General features: G+C 35.3%; 17 protein-coding genes, 1 tRNA gene and 1 pseudogene. 11 read left to right on the forward strand and 8 right to left on the reverse strand.

Annotated elements, in window-relative coordinates; all coding sequences use genetic code 11:
- Positions 1-45 precede the first annotated feature (45 nt).
- A complete protein-coding gene (locus J3T98_RS02825; RefSeq protein ID WP_267362103.1) occupies positions 46-1,191 on the forward strand; it encodes a type I restriction endonuclease in 1,146 nt (381 codons plus the stop codon).
- 576 nt (positions 1,192-1,767) lie between these two features.
- On the opposite strand, the gene J3T98_RS02830 is transcribed toward J3T98_RS02825, so the two are convergent.
- Positions 1,768-2,289 (reverse strand): super-infection exclusion protein B, encoded by a 522-nt coding sequence (locus J3T98_RS02830; RefSeq protein ID WP_267362104.1) that lies wholly within the window; start codon positions 2,287-2,289, stop codon positions 1,768-1,770.
- A 379-nt stretch (positions 2,290-2,668) separates the two neighbouring features.
- Here J3T98_RS02830 and J3T98_RS02835 point away from each other — a divergent pair, with 379 nt between their 5' ends.
- The 8 genes from J3T98_RS02835 (at position 2,669) to J3T98_RS02870 (ending at position 7,529) form a co-directional block, all read left to right on the forward strand.
- Positions 2,669-2,950, forward strand: coding sequence for a hypothetical protein (locus J3T98_RS02835; protein ID WP_267362105.1), 282 nt, complete (start codon positions 2,669-2,671; stop codon positions 2,948-2,950).
- Positions 2,947-3,771 (forward strand): PD-(D/E)XK nuclease-like domain-containing protein, encoded by an 825-nt coding sequence (locus J3T98_RS02840; RefSeq protein WP_267362106.1) that lies wholly within the window; start codon positions 2,947-2,949, stop codon positions 3,769-3,771. The genes J3T98_RS02835 and J3T98_RS02840 overlap by 4 nt, the downstream gene beginning before the upstream one ends.
- Positions 3,764-4,582 carry a hypothetical protein gene (locus tag J3T98_RS02845; RefSeq protein WP_267362107.1) on the forward strand — a complete coding sequence of 273 codons (819 nt, stop codon included), beginning with the start codon at positions 3,764-3,766 and terminating at the stop codon, positions 4,580-4,582. The genes J3T98_RS02840 and J3T98_RS02845 overlap by 8 nt, the downstream gene beginning before the upstream one ends.
- 36 nt (positions 4,583-4,618) lie before the next feature.
- Positions 4,619-5,170 (forward strand): DNA N-6-adenine-methyltransferase, encoded by a 552-nt coding sequence (locus J3T98_RS02850; protein ID WP_267362108.1) that lies wholly within the window; start codon positions 4,619-4,621, stop codon positions 5,168-5,170.
- Positions 5,163-5,345, forward strand: coding sequence for a hypothetical protein (locus tag J3T98_RS02855; RefSeq protein ID WP_267362109.1), 183 nt, complete (start codon positions 5,163-5,165; stop codon positions 5,343-5,345). Before J3T98_RS02850 ends, J3T98_RS02855 begins: the two co-directional genes overlap by 8 nt.
- A 68-nt stretch (positions 5,346-5,413) precedes the next feature.
- The gene (gene ssb / locus J3T98_RS02860; protein ID WP_267362309.1) at positions 5,414-5,863 is read left to right on the forward strand and encodes a single-stranded DNA-binding protein; all 450 of its coding nucleotides are present in this window, start codon (positions 5,414-5,416) and stop codon (positions 5,861-5,863) included.
- Positions 5,864-6,007: 144 nt separating this feature from the next.
- Positions 6,008-6,211: a hypothetical protein gene (locus tag J3T98_RS02865; protein ID WP_267362110.1), complete on the forward strand. Its 204-nt coding sequence runs from the start codon at positions 6,008-6,010 to the stop codon at positions 6,209-6,211.
- Positions 6,212-6,482: 271 nt separating this feature from the next.
- A complete protein-coding gene (locus J3T98_RS02870; protein ID WP_267362111.1) occupies positions 6,483-7,529 on the forward strand; it encodes a tyrosine-type recombinase/integrase in 1,047 nt (348 codons plus the stop codon).
- A gap of 26 nt (positions 7,530-7,555) precedes the next feature.
- Here the strand turns inward: J3T98_RS02870 and J3T98_RS02875 are convergent.
- Positions 7,556-7,632 (reverse strand) — tRNA-Ile (locus tag J3T98_RS02875).
- Between the two features lie 213 nt (positions 7,633-7,845).
- Here J3T98_RS02875 and J3T98_RS02880 point away from each other — a divergent pair.
- Complete coding sequence (locus J3T98_RS02880) at positions 7,846-8,205, forward strand: DUF4156 domain-containing protein (protein WP_065734066.1); 360 nt, start codon at positions 7,846-7,848, stop codon at positions 8,203-8,205.
- A 57-nt stretch (positions 8,206-8,262) separates the two neighbouring features.
- Here J3T98_RS02880 and serC read toward each other — a convergent pair whose 3' ends face one another.
- The 6 genes and pseudogenes from serC to J3T98_RS02910 form a co-directional block, all read right to left on the reverse strand.
- Positions 8,263-9,342, reverse strand: a complete 1,080-nt coding sequence (gene serC / locus J3T98_RS02885) for a 3-phosphoserine/phosphohydroxythreonine transaminase (RefSeq protein ID WP_267362112.1) — start codon at positions 9,340-9,342, stop codon at positions 8,263-8,265.
- 152 nt (positions 9,343-9,494) lie between these two features.
- On the reverse strand, positions 9,495-10,871 hold the full coding sequence (argH, locus tag J3T98_RS02890; RefSeq protein WP_220226003.1) for an argininosuccinate lyase: 1,377 nt from the start codon (positions 10,869-10,871) through the stop codon (positions 9,495-9,497).
- A 294-nt stretch (positions 10,872-11,165) separates the two neighbouring features.
- Positions 11,166-12,383 (reverse strand): annotated as a pseudogene (locus J3T98_RS02895) (argininosuccinate synthase); the annotation flags it as partial.
- Positions 12,384-12,490: 107 nt separating this feature from the next.
- Positions 12,491-13,270 carry an acetylglutamate kinase gene (argB, locus tag J3T98_RS02900; RefSeq protein WP_267338677.1) on the reverse strand — a complete coding sequence of 260 codons (780 nt, stop codon included), beginning with the start codon at positions 13,268-13,270 and terminating at the stop codon, positions 12,491-12,493.
- A gap of 59 nt (positions 13,271-13,329) precedes the next feature.
- Positions 13,330-14,340, reverse strand: coding sequence for an N-acetyl-gamma-glutamyl-phosphate reductase (gene argC / locus J3T98_RS02905; RefSeq protein WP_220226000.1), 1,011 nt, complete (start codon positions 14,338-14,340; stop codon positions 13,330-13,332).
- A gap of 187 nt (positions 14,341-14,527) precedes the next feature.
- Complete coding sequence (locus tag J3T98_RS02910; protein ID WP_267362113.1) at positions 14,528-15,991, reverse strand: aminoacyl-histidine dipeptidase; 1,464 nt, start codon at positions 15,989-15,991, stop codon at positions 14,528-14,530.
- Positions 15,992-16,141: 150 nt separating this feature from the next.
- Between J3T98_RS02910 and gpt the strand changes: the two genes are divergently transcribed.
- The gene (gene gpt, locus J3T98_RS02915) at positions 16,142-16,672 is read left to right on the forward strand and encodes a xanthine phosphoribosyltransferase (protein ID WP_081299561.1); all 531 of its coding nucleotides are present in this window, start codon (positions 16,142-16,144) and stop codon (positions 16,670-16,672) included.
- Positions 16,673-16,675 lie beyond the last annotated feature (3 nt).

Consider the following 16,675-nt stretch of genomic DNA (forward strand, 5'->3'; position numbering starts at 1 on the left):
TTATTATATCGAAACAGATAATCTGAACAATATAAGGCAAGAATTATGAATAACTTCAAAAATAAATTAAATAATCACTCTGAACACGTGAAAAAGGTTGGCAACCATTGTGCAACCGAAGAAACCACGAAACAAGCTTTAATATTACCTTTGCTAGATATTTTGGGTTTTACACCGTATGACCCGACTAAAGTAAAAGCAGAGTTTAAAGCTGACTTTCCTGGTGAAAAAGCTAATGAGAGAGTTGATTACGCCCTTTTTTGTCAGGATTTACCTGTAATGTTTATTGAAGCAAAATCATGGTGTGAAGAATTAACAAATCACTGCCCCCAACTTTCTAGGTATTTCAATGCAACGCCAGAAGTTGCTGTTGCAGCTATAACAAATGGTAGGGAATGGCGATTTTTTACCGATTTAGAACAAAAGAACATTATGGATGCTCATCCTTTTTTAAAAATTAATATTGAAGAACTGCAAGATAATGATTATGAACAGCTATATCAATTCAGATATGATCAATTTAAGCCCGAGGCGCTAAGAACTTTGGCAGAAGAAAGTATTTATTTCTCACTATTCACTAAAACAATAGCATCAACTCTAAGAGATGCCCCTATTGATTTTGTTAAATATGTTGCTAATAAATCCAATATTTCTAGACAGTTAAATCAAAAATTTATAGACAGCATTACCCCCATTGTAAAAAAAGCAATTGAAAAAGCTGTAAGTAATATGGTTGTTGTAGGTTTGACTGGTAAAAAAGAACCATTAGATGATTTGAACAGTGATACTGAAGAAAATAAAATAGTTGATGAGAAAGCAGATATTGTCGATCCTGAAAATGAAAAAATCATAACAACTTACTCTGAAAGAGTTCTGTTTGAACATATTAGTTCAATTATAAATGATAATGAATTGACCTATAAAGATACTGAGTCATATTTTGGTATACTATATCAAAACAAATCTAATAGATGGATTGCCCGATATTATGACAACAAACAACGCCCTTCTATTCAATTACCAATAGAATTAACCGAAAAAATAAAGACAGAAATAAAAAGAGCGGGATTAGAAATAGGTGCAGGAGATCAAATTATCATTGATAAACCAGAAAACATATTAAGGATAGCTGGATTGATTATTGATGCATACGAATACACAAAAGACGATGAAAACTTTAAAAGAAAGTGAATTTATTATCAATTTTTCTCTCACTTAACCGCTTCGGCGGTTTTTTTATATCTAAAACCCACAAATATTAACAACCCACAATAATAGATTAAAAAATAAGCAATCGATTCAAATGCAGTTAAAAATACAGTTTATTCTGTTTACAATAAACAGTTTTAACTGTACCATCGTTTCATCAAAACAAATCAACTTAACAACAAAGTTAAACAAGACTACGAGTTATTTAACTAGTTAACGAGATTCAAGTAGCTAGCTGAGGCATATGAAAGTACAGCGGTTTTGATTAGATAGTCGAACGGCGCGACTTTAAACCATGCGTCGGGACTGTGGCGGTAACTCAATACAGGCGGTAAACAATCAAACTAAATACCTTTCAATGAGAGATATATAGTTTGAACAAAATTGATGGTGGTCACCCCACCTTAACTGGTGACCGAATAATTCGGGAACTTTCTATAATGCTAACACTAGAAAGTTAGCGTGTATGTATAGGTTAAGAAATACAAGTGTAAACGGTTGCGAGGCTACTGCGATAGTGCAGCAATCAAATCAAAATAATACTAATCATCATAATCATTAAATTTTTTTGATTTCGTTTCTAATAAATTTTTCGAATGTTGAATCTAGTGTAAAGCGACATTCGGTATTGAATATGAGCGGAAAACTACTTTGAATAATCACTCCCTTATTAATGAGTTTGATAACATGTTTAGGTATTTTTTCCGCTTCAAATGAGATGTATGGATAACCACTATGTAATAAATAAGCAATAACTTCTTTCTCAGATTTATTTAACGAATTAATTAATGATACTAATTCATTTCGTTCTTTATTTAGCTGTTTTTTATTAGAAAATTTTGTATGGAACTTTTTAAAAGTTATCACTACAGAATAAATAAAACTGCACAAAATAAAACTGGTAGCAAAAACCGCTATTTCATAACTGAATGGAATTTTTACTTTTTCACTAAATTTAATTTGAATTTCGGTGGGAACTATAAAAAAAATACATAACGAAACAAGAACTATCAACATGCTTTTCAATGAAAAAATATCCTTTCTAAAGATAGAAATAATAGTAACTAGCCAATCTGGCATAAATAAAAATCCTTGTTTGTACGTGGTTATACATATTCTAAATCCTTGTACGTGGTTGTCAAGGAAGCACGAGCCTGAGCGTGTTGCAGTATTACTCAGGCATATTCCTAAGCTCGTTTACAAGAGTTATTACGAATACTGACAGCTCGGAAAGACGGCGCAATGCTACATCCTATTTGCCCTCCTAGCGAGGGCTTTTTTCGAGGTGATTATGACTAATAAAGATTTTGTTAATGTGAAAATCAAAGATAGATTTCACAAGGATTATGAGTTAACAGACAGCGAAATAAAGTTTGCCCTCTTTTGCACATACTTTGTGATTTTAGGTGGATTATTTGGCTTGTTCTACTGGATGCTACAGATTGCTACGAGGTGAGTTATGCAGTTACATAAATTGGTCGAAAATGGTTTCGAAAGAGCTTACTGCAATATGTTAAACAATATTGAAATGCAAGATGCTAAGGATGAATGGATTGAAAGCCGAACCGAAGAACTTATTAAAAACTTTGGTAATGACAATGACTGGCAAATCATCGAACTACTCAAAATCAAACTGGAAAGTAAAAGTATTGATGATGATATCTATAACCAATTTATCGTTGATATCTGCTACTCACAAGCTCGATTTGAGTATTCTAAAAAATTTGGAATAAAGTTATGAAACAAGGTATTTACTATAACATTTCTAACGAAGACTATCACAGTGGTGAAGGTGTGAGTAAGTCCAATCTAGATGATATTGCAAAGTGCCCTGCAATCTACAAATGGCGACAGAAAGCGCCAGAAGATGAAGATAAAAAGAAAGCTTTAGACATTGGCACCGCCCTGCACTGCCTTCTTTTAGAGCCTCAGCACTTCGATGAACGGTTTCTTGTAGTACCTCCGTTTGACCGCAGAACAACGCAAGGTAAAAAAGACCTCGAACAATTTATGGAAGAAAACTATTCACCCGAAAAGATTATTATCACTGAAGAAGAAGAACGAAAGTTAAGGCTTATGCAAGAGAGTGCTTTAGCACATCCAATTGCAAAAAAATTACTTGATATGGACGGTTATTGTGAATCTTCTATTTACTGGGTTGATGATAAAACTCAAGTTCTTTGTAAAATTCGCCCAGACAAATTAGTTAAAAATAACAGCAAATCAATGATTATTGATGTAAAAAAAACTAATTGCATTGAGGATTTCGGGAAAAGTATAGAGCTGTATAGATATCACGTTCAAGATGCAATGTATTGCGAGGGTTTTAAAAAACAATTCGGAGTAAATCCTCATTTTGTGTTTATTGCAGTAAGCGAAACTATCAATTGCGGTAGATACCCTGTAAGAGTTTTTGTTCTTGATGATTATGATAAAGAGATAGGTTACCAGCTTTTTAGGCGTGATTTGGATAAATATGCCGAATGCCTACAAACAGATACTTGGCACGGATTTGAAATTATACAACGTCCAGATTGGGCAAGGAGAAAGGACTATGAGTAATGAGATTGCAAACATCTTTGCAAGCAAAGAAAAAGATGAACCGAAAAGTAATTCACTAACACAAATAGAAAGCCAACGAGCTATTCAAGAAGTTCAGGCTGCTATGATTATAGCTAAAAAATTTCCGCGTGACCCTATTTCAGCAATGGATAGGATATTGAATGCTTGTACACGTCAAACATTAGCTGAAGGCGCGTTATATAGTTATCCTCGTGGAGGTGTAGAAGTAACTGGACCAAGTATAAGATTAGCTGAAGCAATTGCTCAAGAATGGGGAAATGTGCAATTTGGTATTAGAGAATTAGAACAGAATGATAAAGAATCGATTGTAGAGGCTTTTGCTTGGGATATAGAGCGCAATACCAGACAGATTAAAACTTTTACTGTTCCTCATGTAAGGTTTACAAAAAAAAATGGGCTAACAAAACTAATCGACCCTAGGGATATTTACGAAATGATAGCCAACCAAGGAGCAAGGCGATTACGAGCGTGCATTTTAGGTGTTATTCCCGGTGACGTTGTAGAGCAAGCACAGAAACAATGTGAAGTTACGCTGGCTGCTCATATTGAAGTAACACCTGAAACAATCAAAAAACTAGCCGACACATTCAAGGCGGAATTTAGTATCACCACAGAACAATTACAGGAACGTTTGCAATGTAAATTAGAAGCAATTCGACCAGCTCAATATCTGCAGCTTAGAAAAATCTATACAAGCCTAAGGGATGGTATGTCAAAACCTAGCGACTGGTTTGTGATTGAAGACAAACAAAGCGATTCAGCAAACAAGCTGAATGAGGTATTAAGCTAATAGCCGTCTAAATGACGGCTTTTTATTGGGGTAATTATGGCAATAACACATAAATCACAAACAGAGAAGCGGAACAAAGATTATTGGCGAACGCCACCGGAATTAATCGATGACGCGTTGAAACTAATCGGCGCTAGGGGGTTTGATATTGATGTTTGTTGCTCAGATGAAGAAGTTCAAATACCAAAAAGTTATTGGTGTTTGTTAGAAGACCAAGATGCGTTAGGTGACATAGATTGGTTTTCTGATAATTATTCCGATTGCTCTGGTCCAATTTTCACGACGTCATTTTGTAATCCACCATTTTCCAAAAAGTGGGAATTTTTTAAGAAAGCGGTTGAGCAAGTGAACAAACGGGGGAAGCAGGTTTTAATGGTCTTGCCGTACACTCCAATAACCAAACAGTGGCATGAAAATGTACACGGTCAAGACTGCATTATTTACGTTCCCGACGGTCGTTATCAATATTTATTACCAGACGGCACAAAACCAGTAAATAGCTGTAATTTTGAAACATGTTTAATTTTAATTGTACCGTTCAAATGCGGAAATGTAATAGTTAATTATAGGAGAGGTTTAGATGGCTAGATTTAGAGGTTCCTTTTTATACCTAACTGAGCTGGAATATGAATTTGATATTGAGGCGAACAGTAAAGAAGAGGTCGAGGAGCAAATTAAGAACGATGCATTGAAATATTTATTAGAAAAAGTTCCCGTTCACACATATGGAATAGACGCACACGGAGTCGAATTTTATGACTAAATTAAACTGGAAAAAATTCCCCGATGAAGCATCAGAACACGCAAAAATTCATACAGGAGATAGACAAAATGGCAAGAGGCGTTAATCGTGTAATTCTAGTGGGCAATTTAGGACAAGACCCAGAAGTGCGTATCATGCCTAATGGTAGCGCTGTCGCTAATTTTAGTGTTGCAACTTCCGAATCATGGAAAGATAAACAAACCGGTGAGCAAAAAGACCGCACAGAATGGCATCGAATTGTTGTGTTTGGCAAATTAGCTGAGATTGCTGGTGAATATGTTAAAAAAGGAACACAGGTTTATTTGGAGGGGCAATTGCAAACGCGTAAATGGCAAGACCAATCAGGACAAGATCGTTACACTACAGAAGTTGTTATCAACCCTATTGGTGGAACATTGCAGATTTTAGGTCCACGCAGTGATGATGCAAATCAGCAACAATCACAACAACCAATTAATCGCCCCATTCAGCAAAATGAGCCATCAACAGATTTTGATGATCAAGAAATCCCATTTTAAAATCAATTAATTAAGCTAAATAATCAACATGCCCCCCCAGGTCTCTTAATTGTATATTTGATTTCTACCCTATCCTATTAATTAAATTCAATTCTCATGCTGATTATTTAGTATTCGATTAACTATTCCCTAAAGGAAATGATTATGACTAAACAATTAAAAAAGATTCTTATAAATCACAATGGTTTCGCATATGTAAAAAGCGGTGAAGATAAGTTGATTATCAGTTGTGATTTAATTAGTAAAGAAAGCGACGGTTATATTGCGTCAGCTATGCATTCTGATGATTTTGTAGAGTGGGCTATGAATTTAGATGATGTAACCGAAATTATAACATTGCTTTATTAGTAGAGGCAAACATGACTAACTACACTAAAGAACAAAGAGAGATGATTGAGTAGGTAATTATTATGGAGATTATCACACTAAAAGAAGCGTCTAAAATATCCAAACTATCATATACATACCTCTATGAGAGAAAGCTCGAATACGGTTTTTCATGTCAATCTAAATCAGAAAATAGAGCTGGTAAATGGTTAGCTGATAAAAAAGAATTTGAAGAAAAGTTCAAAGCAAATCATAATGCGAATCGGCTAACCTCTGAAAAAGGAGGTAAAAAATGTCAATCAAGAAACGCGGTGAATTCTGGCACATTGATATCCAAGCGCCAGATGGATCGAGAGTTAGGCGCTCTACTGGTACGACAGACAAAAGGCAAGCGTTAGAATACCATGACAAGCTAAAAGCTGAATTATGGGAATTAACAAAGCTCAACAAAAAGCCTAAAAGACTTTTTGAAGAAGCAATTATATTAATGCTAAAAGATGCTGAACACCAAGCAAGATTTGACTATAAACAAGCACACGCAGAATACTTTTTAAAAATCTTTTCGGGTAGAGACTTATCAAGTATTACTGGCGAAGAACTAACGAATAGTATACCAAATTTTCACGCAGACACTAAGGAGCAAATAGCAAACGGTACTAAAAATCGTTACCGTTCGACTATTTTAAGGGCTTTTAGTTTAGCATATAAAATGAATTGGATTGATGCTATTCCTTATATTCCTCGTTATAGTGAGCCTAAAGTTCGTGTTAGATGGATAACGAAAGAAAAAGCAAATTTATTGATTCACAATTTACGGTTGCAATGGATGAAAGATGTTTGTTTTTTTGCGTTATCTACAGGTGCTCGTATGAGTGAGATATTTACACTGACATGGCATAATGTTGATTTTGTTAATCGTGTGGCTACCGTGACAAACGAAAATGCAAAATCGGGAAAAGCCAGAGCTTTATTACTAAATAATGATGCTATCGAATTATTAAGAAAGCTGAGATTTAGAAATAATTGTGAATATGTTTTTACTCGCTCAACTAACAGACGTGTTTACGATATTGATCGGAGAGACTTTAAGCAAGCATGTGAGCAATCAGGGATTGATAATTTTCATTTCCATGACTTGCGTCATACTTGGGCAAGTTGGCATGTACAAGCTGGCACACCACTTTATACACTCAAGAATCTTGGTGGATGGGAGACGTTAGAGATGGTCAACAAGTACGCTCATTTAAACGCTGATCATATGCTCGAATTTGCAAATAACGTCACATTTACGGCACAAAGGTCAATCGGTAACACTGAAATAAATGTAAGTAATGGTTAAATGCTTATATAAATCAAGGTGTTTAATGGTGGCCCCTACTGGACTTGAACCAGTGACCAATCGATTATGAGTCGACTGCTCTGACCAACTGAGCTAAGGGGCCATTAGGATGTGCTACTGACTTAGTAGGGTTGCGATTATAATAGAGTTAAAATTAATTTGCTACATTTAATTAACTAAATAGGTTGATTTGGTTATTTATTAAACTGAAACCTATTATCATTTCATCATTTGTAATAAGCGATATTTTTTAGTTAATTAACCTGCTACAATGATCTAAATTATTATTACTCGTTATATTGGTTGGGGAAATATTATGTCTATCAAGAAAATTCTTTTTATTAGTGCTGCGTTATCTTCTGCATTGTTTTTAAATGGTTGTAGTAGCTCAGATTATCAAGCGACTTCAGCTGGGCGACAAGTTCAGTTTATTGATACTAAACCAGCAGCAAATTGCCAATTTATCGGTAAAGCTGAAGGTCGCCGTAGTACTTTCTTTTCTGGTCTAAAAACTCATAGTGAGTTGATTCGTGATGCAGCTAATGATTTGATGAATAAAGCTGCTGCAATGGGTGGTAATGTGATTTATAACGCACAAGATGCATCGTTACAATATGTTTCAGATATTGCTCCAACAGATGCTGTGATGACTGGTGAAGTCTTTAGTTGTAAATAAGATTGTGTAAAATAGAAAAGGGATACTACTGTATCCCTTTTTTATTTGCCGATATAACTAACCATTTTGTTTTTCAAATTGTTTCATGAAATCTATTAGGTAGTTGACTCCATCAATATCCATTGCATTATAAATCGAAGCCCTCATTCCACCTGCAATTCGGTGACCTTTAATTCCAATGATATTTGCTTGTGTTGCTTCACTAACAAACTTTTTATCGAGATCTTCATTTGGTGATAAGAAGGTGACATTCATGATTGATCGATTAGCAATAGCCACAGTATTACGATAAAAATCGGATTGATCGATAAATTGGTAAAGTAATTTTGCTTTAGCTTGATTTCGTTGCTGCATTGCATTCAATCCACCCAAGCTTTTAATCCATTTAAAGACTAAACCTGACATGTACCAAGCAAATGTAGGTGGTGTGTTAAACATTGAGTCATGATCCATTAAGATTTTATAATCTAACACGGAAGGTAATGCTTTTTGAGCATGTCCAATTAGATCTTCACGAACGATGACAATTGTGATTCCTGAAGGACCAATATTTTTCTGTGCACCCGCGTAAATAATGCCATAGCGACTTACGTCAATCGGTTGCGATAAAATGCAAGATGATAAATCAGCAACTAGGGTTTTATCCCCAAAATTAGGTTGTTCGAATATCTCTACCCCGTCAATGGTTTCATTAGGGCAATAATGGATATAATCACTATTATCACTTAGTTGCCATTCGGACATGGGTTTGATTGAGGTTATACCCTGATTTTTAATTGTCACATTTTGTTCAATCACATTACAGTATTTGGTTGCCTCTTTGGCTGCACATTGGCTCCAATAGCCACTGTTAATGTAATCAGCATTTTTTGCCGAAATATTCATTGGCACAGCAGCAAATTGTGCCCTAGCCCCACCTTGGCAAAATAGAATTTTATAATTTTCAGGGACATTTAAAATATCACGAAGATCGTTAGTTGCTTCAATCGCACATGCATCAAAATCTTTACCGCGATGGCTTAACTCCATTACTGATGCGCCGGTGTCGTGCCAATTTAATAATTCAGCTTGTACTTGTTTTAAAACATCTGCAGGAAGTTTTGCTGGGCCTGCACTAAAGTTATAACTTTTATTCATTGCAATTCACTTTCATCCATCTAAAAATTGAAAATCTATTTTTACACTCTATTGAGCGATATACAAACAGATTTTTATCAAAAAAAAGTTGAGGAACGGGGTTTTTGAAGCATAAAAATACCGACAAAAGTCGGTATTTAAAATAAAAAGTACTATAAACAGAGTTGTTTTTTAGCATTGTCGATTGCCAATTTAACTTGTTTAGGCGATACGCCTCCTTTAGCAGATCGTTTAGCTAGGCAAGATTCGAGTGATAAAATTGGATAAACGTCATCTTCAATAACATCACTATAGACTTTTAATTCATCCAACGTTAACTCTTCTAATGCTTTTTGCTTAGCTATCGCGCCAACAACGGCTTCACCTACAATGTGATGAGCTTGTCTAAATGGAATACCTTTAGCAACGAGATAATCAGCAAGTTCTGTTGCATTTGAGTAGCCTTGTTTAGCTGCATTTTGGCAATTTTGGTAATTGATTTTAATATCTTCAAGAACTAACGCTGCCATGTCTAAACATTCTTGCCAAGTATCAAGTGCGTCAAATAGATGTTCTTTATCTTCTTGTAGATCTTTATTGTAAGCAAGTGGTAAGCCTTTAAAAGTCATCATGGCGCCAGTTAGTGCACCAACAACTCGCCCTATTTTTCCTCGAATAAGTTCTAATGCATCAGGATTTTTTTTCTGTGGCATTAATGATGATCCTGATGTGACACGATCAGACAGTTCAACGAAATCTGCTTCACCGCTATTGAAGATAATTAAGTCTTCTGCAAACCGAGATAAATGCACCATTCCTATAGATGCATTATTGAGTAATTCAAGTACATGATCTCTATCAGATACCGAATCTAAACTATTATTTGTTGCTGTTGCAAAACCTAACCAATCGGCTAGCTGATCGCGATCCATTGGATAAGCAGTTCCAGCTAAAGCGCCACAACCTAGAGGGCTTACATCCAAGCGTTTAAGTGTATCTTGTAAACGGCTTTCATCACGTGTTAGCATTTCATAATACGCTAAACACCAATGAGCAAAAGTGACTGGTTGTGCGCGTTGTAGATGAGTATAGCCAGGCATAACGGCATCTTGATGCTGTTCAGCGGTAAGTACTAAGCGTTTTCTGAGTTCATTGATAGCTGTGATAAGATGAGCGATTTCATCTTTACACCATAATTTTAGATCGGTTGTTGATTGATCGTTACGGCTACGACCAGTATGTAATTTTTTACCTAAATCACCGATTTTTTCAATAAGTTTTTGCTCTACCCAACTGTGAATATCTTCCGCATCACTTTGTAGAATCTGTTCTGGGTTTTGCCGTACTGATTCTAATAATTCATTTAAAGCTTTTTCTAATTTTTTTTGTTCATCATAAGATAAAACGTCAACAGTGACCAAAGCTTTAGACCATGCAATTGATCCAATGATATCTTGCTCCGCAAGCCGATAGTCAAAGCGTAGAGAATCATTAAAATGTTTAAATCGTTGATCTGCTGCTTGGCTAAAACGCCCACCCCATAATGCCATAATTACCTCAATTTTTAATCCTAAGCGATTTTAGTTTGATCGCTTTTTTAATAATGATAATTCAATAATACTATAAAAAATATATACAGACCAAAGTCTGTATATATTGTGTTTTATATTTAAGTAAAAAGTCATTAAAACTTACTTTTTAGCTTTGGCTTTCGCTTTCACTTTTGCGTTAGATTTTGGAGCAACTTTAGTTGTCGCTTTAGCATCAGCTTTAGCTACTTTTTTGACTGTTTTTTCAGTTTTTTTAGCTGTATCTTTTTTAACTGTAGCTTTTTTAGCTGGTTGTTTTTTCTTACCTTCATTTAGAGCTCGAATGCGTGAAGATAATGAGAATAAGCGAATAAATCCACCTGCATGACTGTGGTCATAGACTTCATCCTCACCAAAAGTCGCAAATTCTTCACTATATAAGCTATTTGGTGATTTTTTCTGAACAGCTGTTGCATTTCCTTTGTAGAGTTTAACTACAACTTCACCTGTCATATCTTCTGCTAATACATCAGCAGCGGCTTGAATTGAGCGACGATATGGTGCAAACCAACGACCATCATAAACAACGTATGCCATTTCTAAACCAAGTTGTTCACGCCATTTGAAGCTATCACGATCTAAAATTAATTGTTCTAAACCACGTAATGCAGTCATCATGATTGTACCACCTGGGGTTTCATAACAACCGCGAGATTTGATGCCCACCAAGCGATTCTCAATGATATCAACTCGACCAACACCATGTTTAGCACCAATTTTATTAAGTGTTGCTACGCAGTTATATGGAGAGAGTTTTTTACCATTAACAGAAACGACTTCACCTTTTTCTATACCAATGGTAACAAGTTCTGGTTTATTGGGTGCATCTTCTGGTGAGACAGTCCATGCCCAACAATCCGCGTTGGCTTGATTCCAAGTGCTTTCAAGCACACCACCCTCGGTAGAAATGTGCCAAGCATTTTCATCACGGCTATAGATTTTTTCAACGGTTGCTGTTGTTGGAATTTTTCGTACTTTTAAGTAATCAATTAAAGCTTCACGCGAACGTAAATCCCATTCACGCCAAGGTGCAATAACTTTAAGTTGTGGTGCTAGAGCTGTATAAGTTGTTTCGAAGCGAACTTGGTCATTACCTTTACCTGTTGCTCCATGACAAAGGGTATCGGCACCAACTTCTAATGCATATTCAACTTGGGCTTTAGCAATAATTGGGCGAGCCATTGAAGTTCCAAGATAATAAGTTCCTTCATATAAAGCGCCAGTTTTTAAAACAGGGTAAACATAATCTTTAACAAATTCTTCTCGTAAATCGACAACTTTACAAGCTACTGCTCCAGATGCTTTCGCTTTTTTCTCAACATCTTTTAGTTCTTTAGGATCTTGACCAACGTTAGCGACAAGAGCGTAAACTTCACAACCGCCATAATTTTCTTTTAGCCATGGAATAATAGCTGATGTATCTAATCCACCTGAATAGGCTAAAACCACCTTTTTTGTTGCACTTTTTTTCATGTTATACCCTTTCTTAAATTTACTGACGAAAAAATAAATGATTTAAAGATTAAATTAAGTATATTTAATAAAAAATATACTCAAATAATATACTAACTGATTTATATTTAAGCAATAATTCTTGTACCTGTTATTCCTGATTTTCCATTAAATAATTCAATAAGTTTGTCGGATTCTTTCCAACTAGCTATATCAATTGGTCGCCCAAGTGTTTTTGCTGCTTCGAATGCAGAATTGACTTTGACAATCATGCCATCAGTAATAATGCCTTGTGCGATCAAGTGATCAGCTTCTGTTTGAGTTAATGATTCAATTCGTTGTTTGTTAGCATCTAAAACACCGGCAACATCAGATAATAAAATTAAATCTGCATCTATTGTTTTTGCGAGTGCAACGGCAGCGTGATCGGCATTCACATTCATCATCTTGCCTTGATCAGTAATGCCAATTGAACTAACAATTGGTAAATAACCATTATTAAGCAGTAAATTGATTAAGGTTGGATCACCTATTTCGGCTTCGCCTACATACCCTAACTCTTCAGAAATTTGTTTAACCTTGACACTATCACCATCGGCTAAGCAGAGTCCGATACTTGGTATTTGTAATTTTTTTGCTTCTGACAATATTGTCGTATTGGCACTACCGGCAAGACTACCTACAATCACATCAATCTGGTCTGCGGGTGTAACGCGTAAACCATTGCGTCGTACTACCGGTAATGAAAGACGATCCATTAAGGCGTCAACAACACTACCACCACCATGAACAATAATTAAAGGCCTATTAAAATTCTTTTTATATTCGCTAATAATAATGAATAATTTACTTAACGCATCTTTGTTATCGAGTAATACACCGCCAAACTTAATAATTAATGGTTTCATCTTTATTCCCTATCCATTTAAACAAAGTCACTTGATTAATATTATTAACAAATGAGTATCTATAATAAGGCTGTAGTTTCATCAAAGCCAAATCGAATATTCATACACTGTACCGCTTGTGCTGCTGCACCTTTTAATAAATTATCTTCGACTGAAATTAAAATCAAATGTTGCCCTTTTAGTACAAAACCAATATCGCAATATGGCAGATTTATTACTGATTTTAATGCTGGCCAATGTTTTTGGTAAACCCTAATTAACGGTTTATTTTGATAATATTTATTTAATGCGTTACGAATATCATCAGATGTTACGCCTTTCTTTACCATACAGGTAATAGTGGCATGAATGCCTTGTTTGAAACATCCTAGGTGAGGCGTAAAGATAACTTCTTGGCCTAAGTGTGTTGCAATTTCAGGTTGATGACGATGTGTAAATAAGCCATAAGCATGTAAACTCACTTCACAAAATAAATTGTTAGTCGAAGGTTTTCGTCCAGCGCCACTTACACCACTTACAGCATTGATAATAGGCCATTGACTTTTGTCTAACAAATCTTCTTCAATCAACGGTTTTAATGGCAGTTGGGATGCTGTTGGATAACAGCCAGGAACTGCAATCAACTGAGCTTGTTTTATAGCCTCATAATTCCATTCAGCTAATCCATAAACGGCCTTCTCAAGCCACTGTCTATGTTGATGCTCAAAACCATAAAATTGAGTATAAAAAGAGGATGAATTGACACGAAATGCGCCCGATAAGTCGAATACTGTGCATCCTTTGTCTAAAAAATAAGGTGCGATATCGTGACTAACTGAATGTTCTGTTGCTAAAAAAACAATATCAATATCATGAATAAGAGATGAATAGTCAGCGGTTGCAATTAAGGGGAGATCAACTACACCTTTCAATTGAGGATATAAATCATAGTCCGAGATTAACTTTCCACCATCACGACTATTTTCAGATACGGTTAACGCGACTAACTCAATATTTGGATGCTTTGTTAAATAATATGCTAGTTTTGCGCCTGCATAACCACTTGCTCCGACAACTATTGCTTTTAACATACCTTTCCTTATCTATCACTAAGTTTTTTTTGGTAGTATAGTAGGCTTTCTGAAAAAACAAAGCAAGCATAAAATGCATTTTTATTCACTTTTAGTGAATTTATTTTCAAATTAGTCGATCTTTAGTAAAGCAAATAAGTCGGATGATTCCTCCTCTCTAATCAATCAGGAGGAGGAACCGCAATTTTTATTTCAAATAACAAGCCGATTTTAAGATCGCAATTAATAATTCCCAATAACGATATACACTATGAATATTGACTTTTTCATCAGGTGAATGAGGTGAAACTATAGTTGGTCCAATTGAAATCATATCCATATATGGATAAGGCTGTTTAAATAAACCGCATTCTAAACCAGCATGGATCACCATAATTTTTGCTTGCTTTGAAAAAATCTCTAAGTACTTATCTTTAGCTAATTGTAGTAGTCTAGAATTCAAATTAGGTTCCCAACCTGAATAACCACCACTGATTTCATAATTGGCATTCACTAATTGGCTTAATGATATTAAGGTTGAAACAACTGCATCTTTCGCGCTATCAACTTGAGAACGAATTAAAAAGTTTACACTTAACTGATTGTCACTAATATTGACAATGCCTAGATTTAAAGAAGTTTCAACCACACCATGGATCTCTTTGCTCATGCTGACAACACCATTAGGCGCAGTGTTTAAAATATTGATGATTTTGTTTTGTTGATCAATCGCGATAACTCTTTTAACTTTATCCGTTTTCACTTCTTTTAAAGTTAATTCAATATCTGGTTCAATCTGTCTAAATTCATTTTGTAATACAGATTGATATTGTTTAACAATTGCTTCTAACTTAGGCAAATCTTGCTTGCTTAAAGTTAATTCAGCAAAAGCTTCACGAGGGATTGCATTACGTAATGAACCGCCTCGAATGTCAGCTAATCTAAATGAGATATCTTGTGCGTATTGAGCTAGCAATCTTGCCATTAATTTTATGGCATTCCCTCGCCCAAGATGGATATCACAACCTGAATGTCCACCTTTCAAACCTTTTAGAGAAAGTTGTACATAGCAATCGTGAATCTCCGGCATAACCGCGTATGTAATTGTAAAATTCATTGAGAAGTCTATACCGCCTGCACAACCAGTAAATATCTCACCTTCATCTTCAGAATCAGTATTAATAAGATAACGGCTTTTTAACCAATTCGGTTGAAGACCAAAAGCACCATGCATACCAGTCTCTTCAGAAGTCGTAACTAAAACTTCAAGAGGACCGTGTTCGACAGATGGATCAATTAATACAGCTAGAGCAGATGCAAGCCCTACACCATTGTCAGCACCTAATGTTGTACCTTTTGCTTTAACCCATTCATCGTCTATATAAGCTTGGATTGGATCAATTAGAAAATCATGCTCTGTACCTTCGTTTTTTTGAGGAACCATATCCATATGGGCTTGTAAAGCAATAGATGGGCAATTTTCCATACCTTTAGTTGCGGTTTTGCTCAATAAAATGTTTCCAGCTTTATCAAGCTGACAATCAATGTGATGAGTTGCTGCAAAATCGACAATATATTTGGTTATCATTTGTTCATGATGAGAAGGATGGGGAATGTTACAAATATCATTAAAAATCTGCCAAACAAATTTTGGATTTAGGGTTGATAGCATAATTTATCCTCAGTATTAGCTAGGTAACAAATTAATCAGTGGTTTTTTTTATCTAATCACTCTATAATAAGGTGCAATTTTACATCTATTTCAAGTCCATTAATATTAATTTATTAAATTCGTTTATTCGATTAAAATTGCAGGTTACACATGTCAATAGAACAAACTTTAACAGAAGAAGAAATCAAAGCCAAAAAACAGCATAAAGCAGAGCTCATCGCTGAAAAGAAAAAATTCAACGTTACTTGGGAAATGCTTCAAGCTTATGGTCGTCAACTTTCTGAAAGATTATTACCCGCCAAACAATGGAAAGGTATCATTGCCGTTAGTCGTGGAGGCTTAGTTCCTGCGGCTATTCTAGCTCGTGAACTTAGCATTCGTTATGTCGATACCGTTTGTATTTCAAGTTATGACCACGATCATCAACGTGAAAAACTAATTTTAAAAGAAGCGAAAGGTGATGGCGAAGGCTTTATTGTTGTTGACGATTTAGTTGATACCGGAAGCACAGCTCATACTATTCGTGAAATGTATCCAAAGGCTCACTTTGTAACTATTTTTGCTAAACCTGCTGGCAAACCATTAGTTGATGATTATGTTGTCGATATCGCTCAAGATACTTGGATCGAACAACCATGGGATACTGGCGTTATGTTTGTTAAGCCACTTAGTGATCATTAATAA

The sequence above is a fragment of the Gilliamella sp. B2772 genome, from assembly GCF_026536985.1.
In the GTDB taxonomy this organism is placed as follows: domain Bacteria; phylum Pseudomonadota; class Gammaproteobacteria; order Enterobacterales; family Orbaceae; genus Gilliamella; species Gilliamella apicola_E.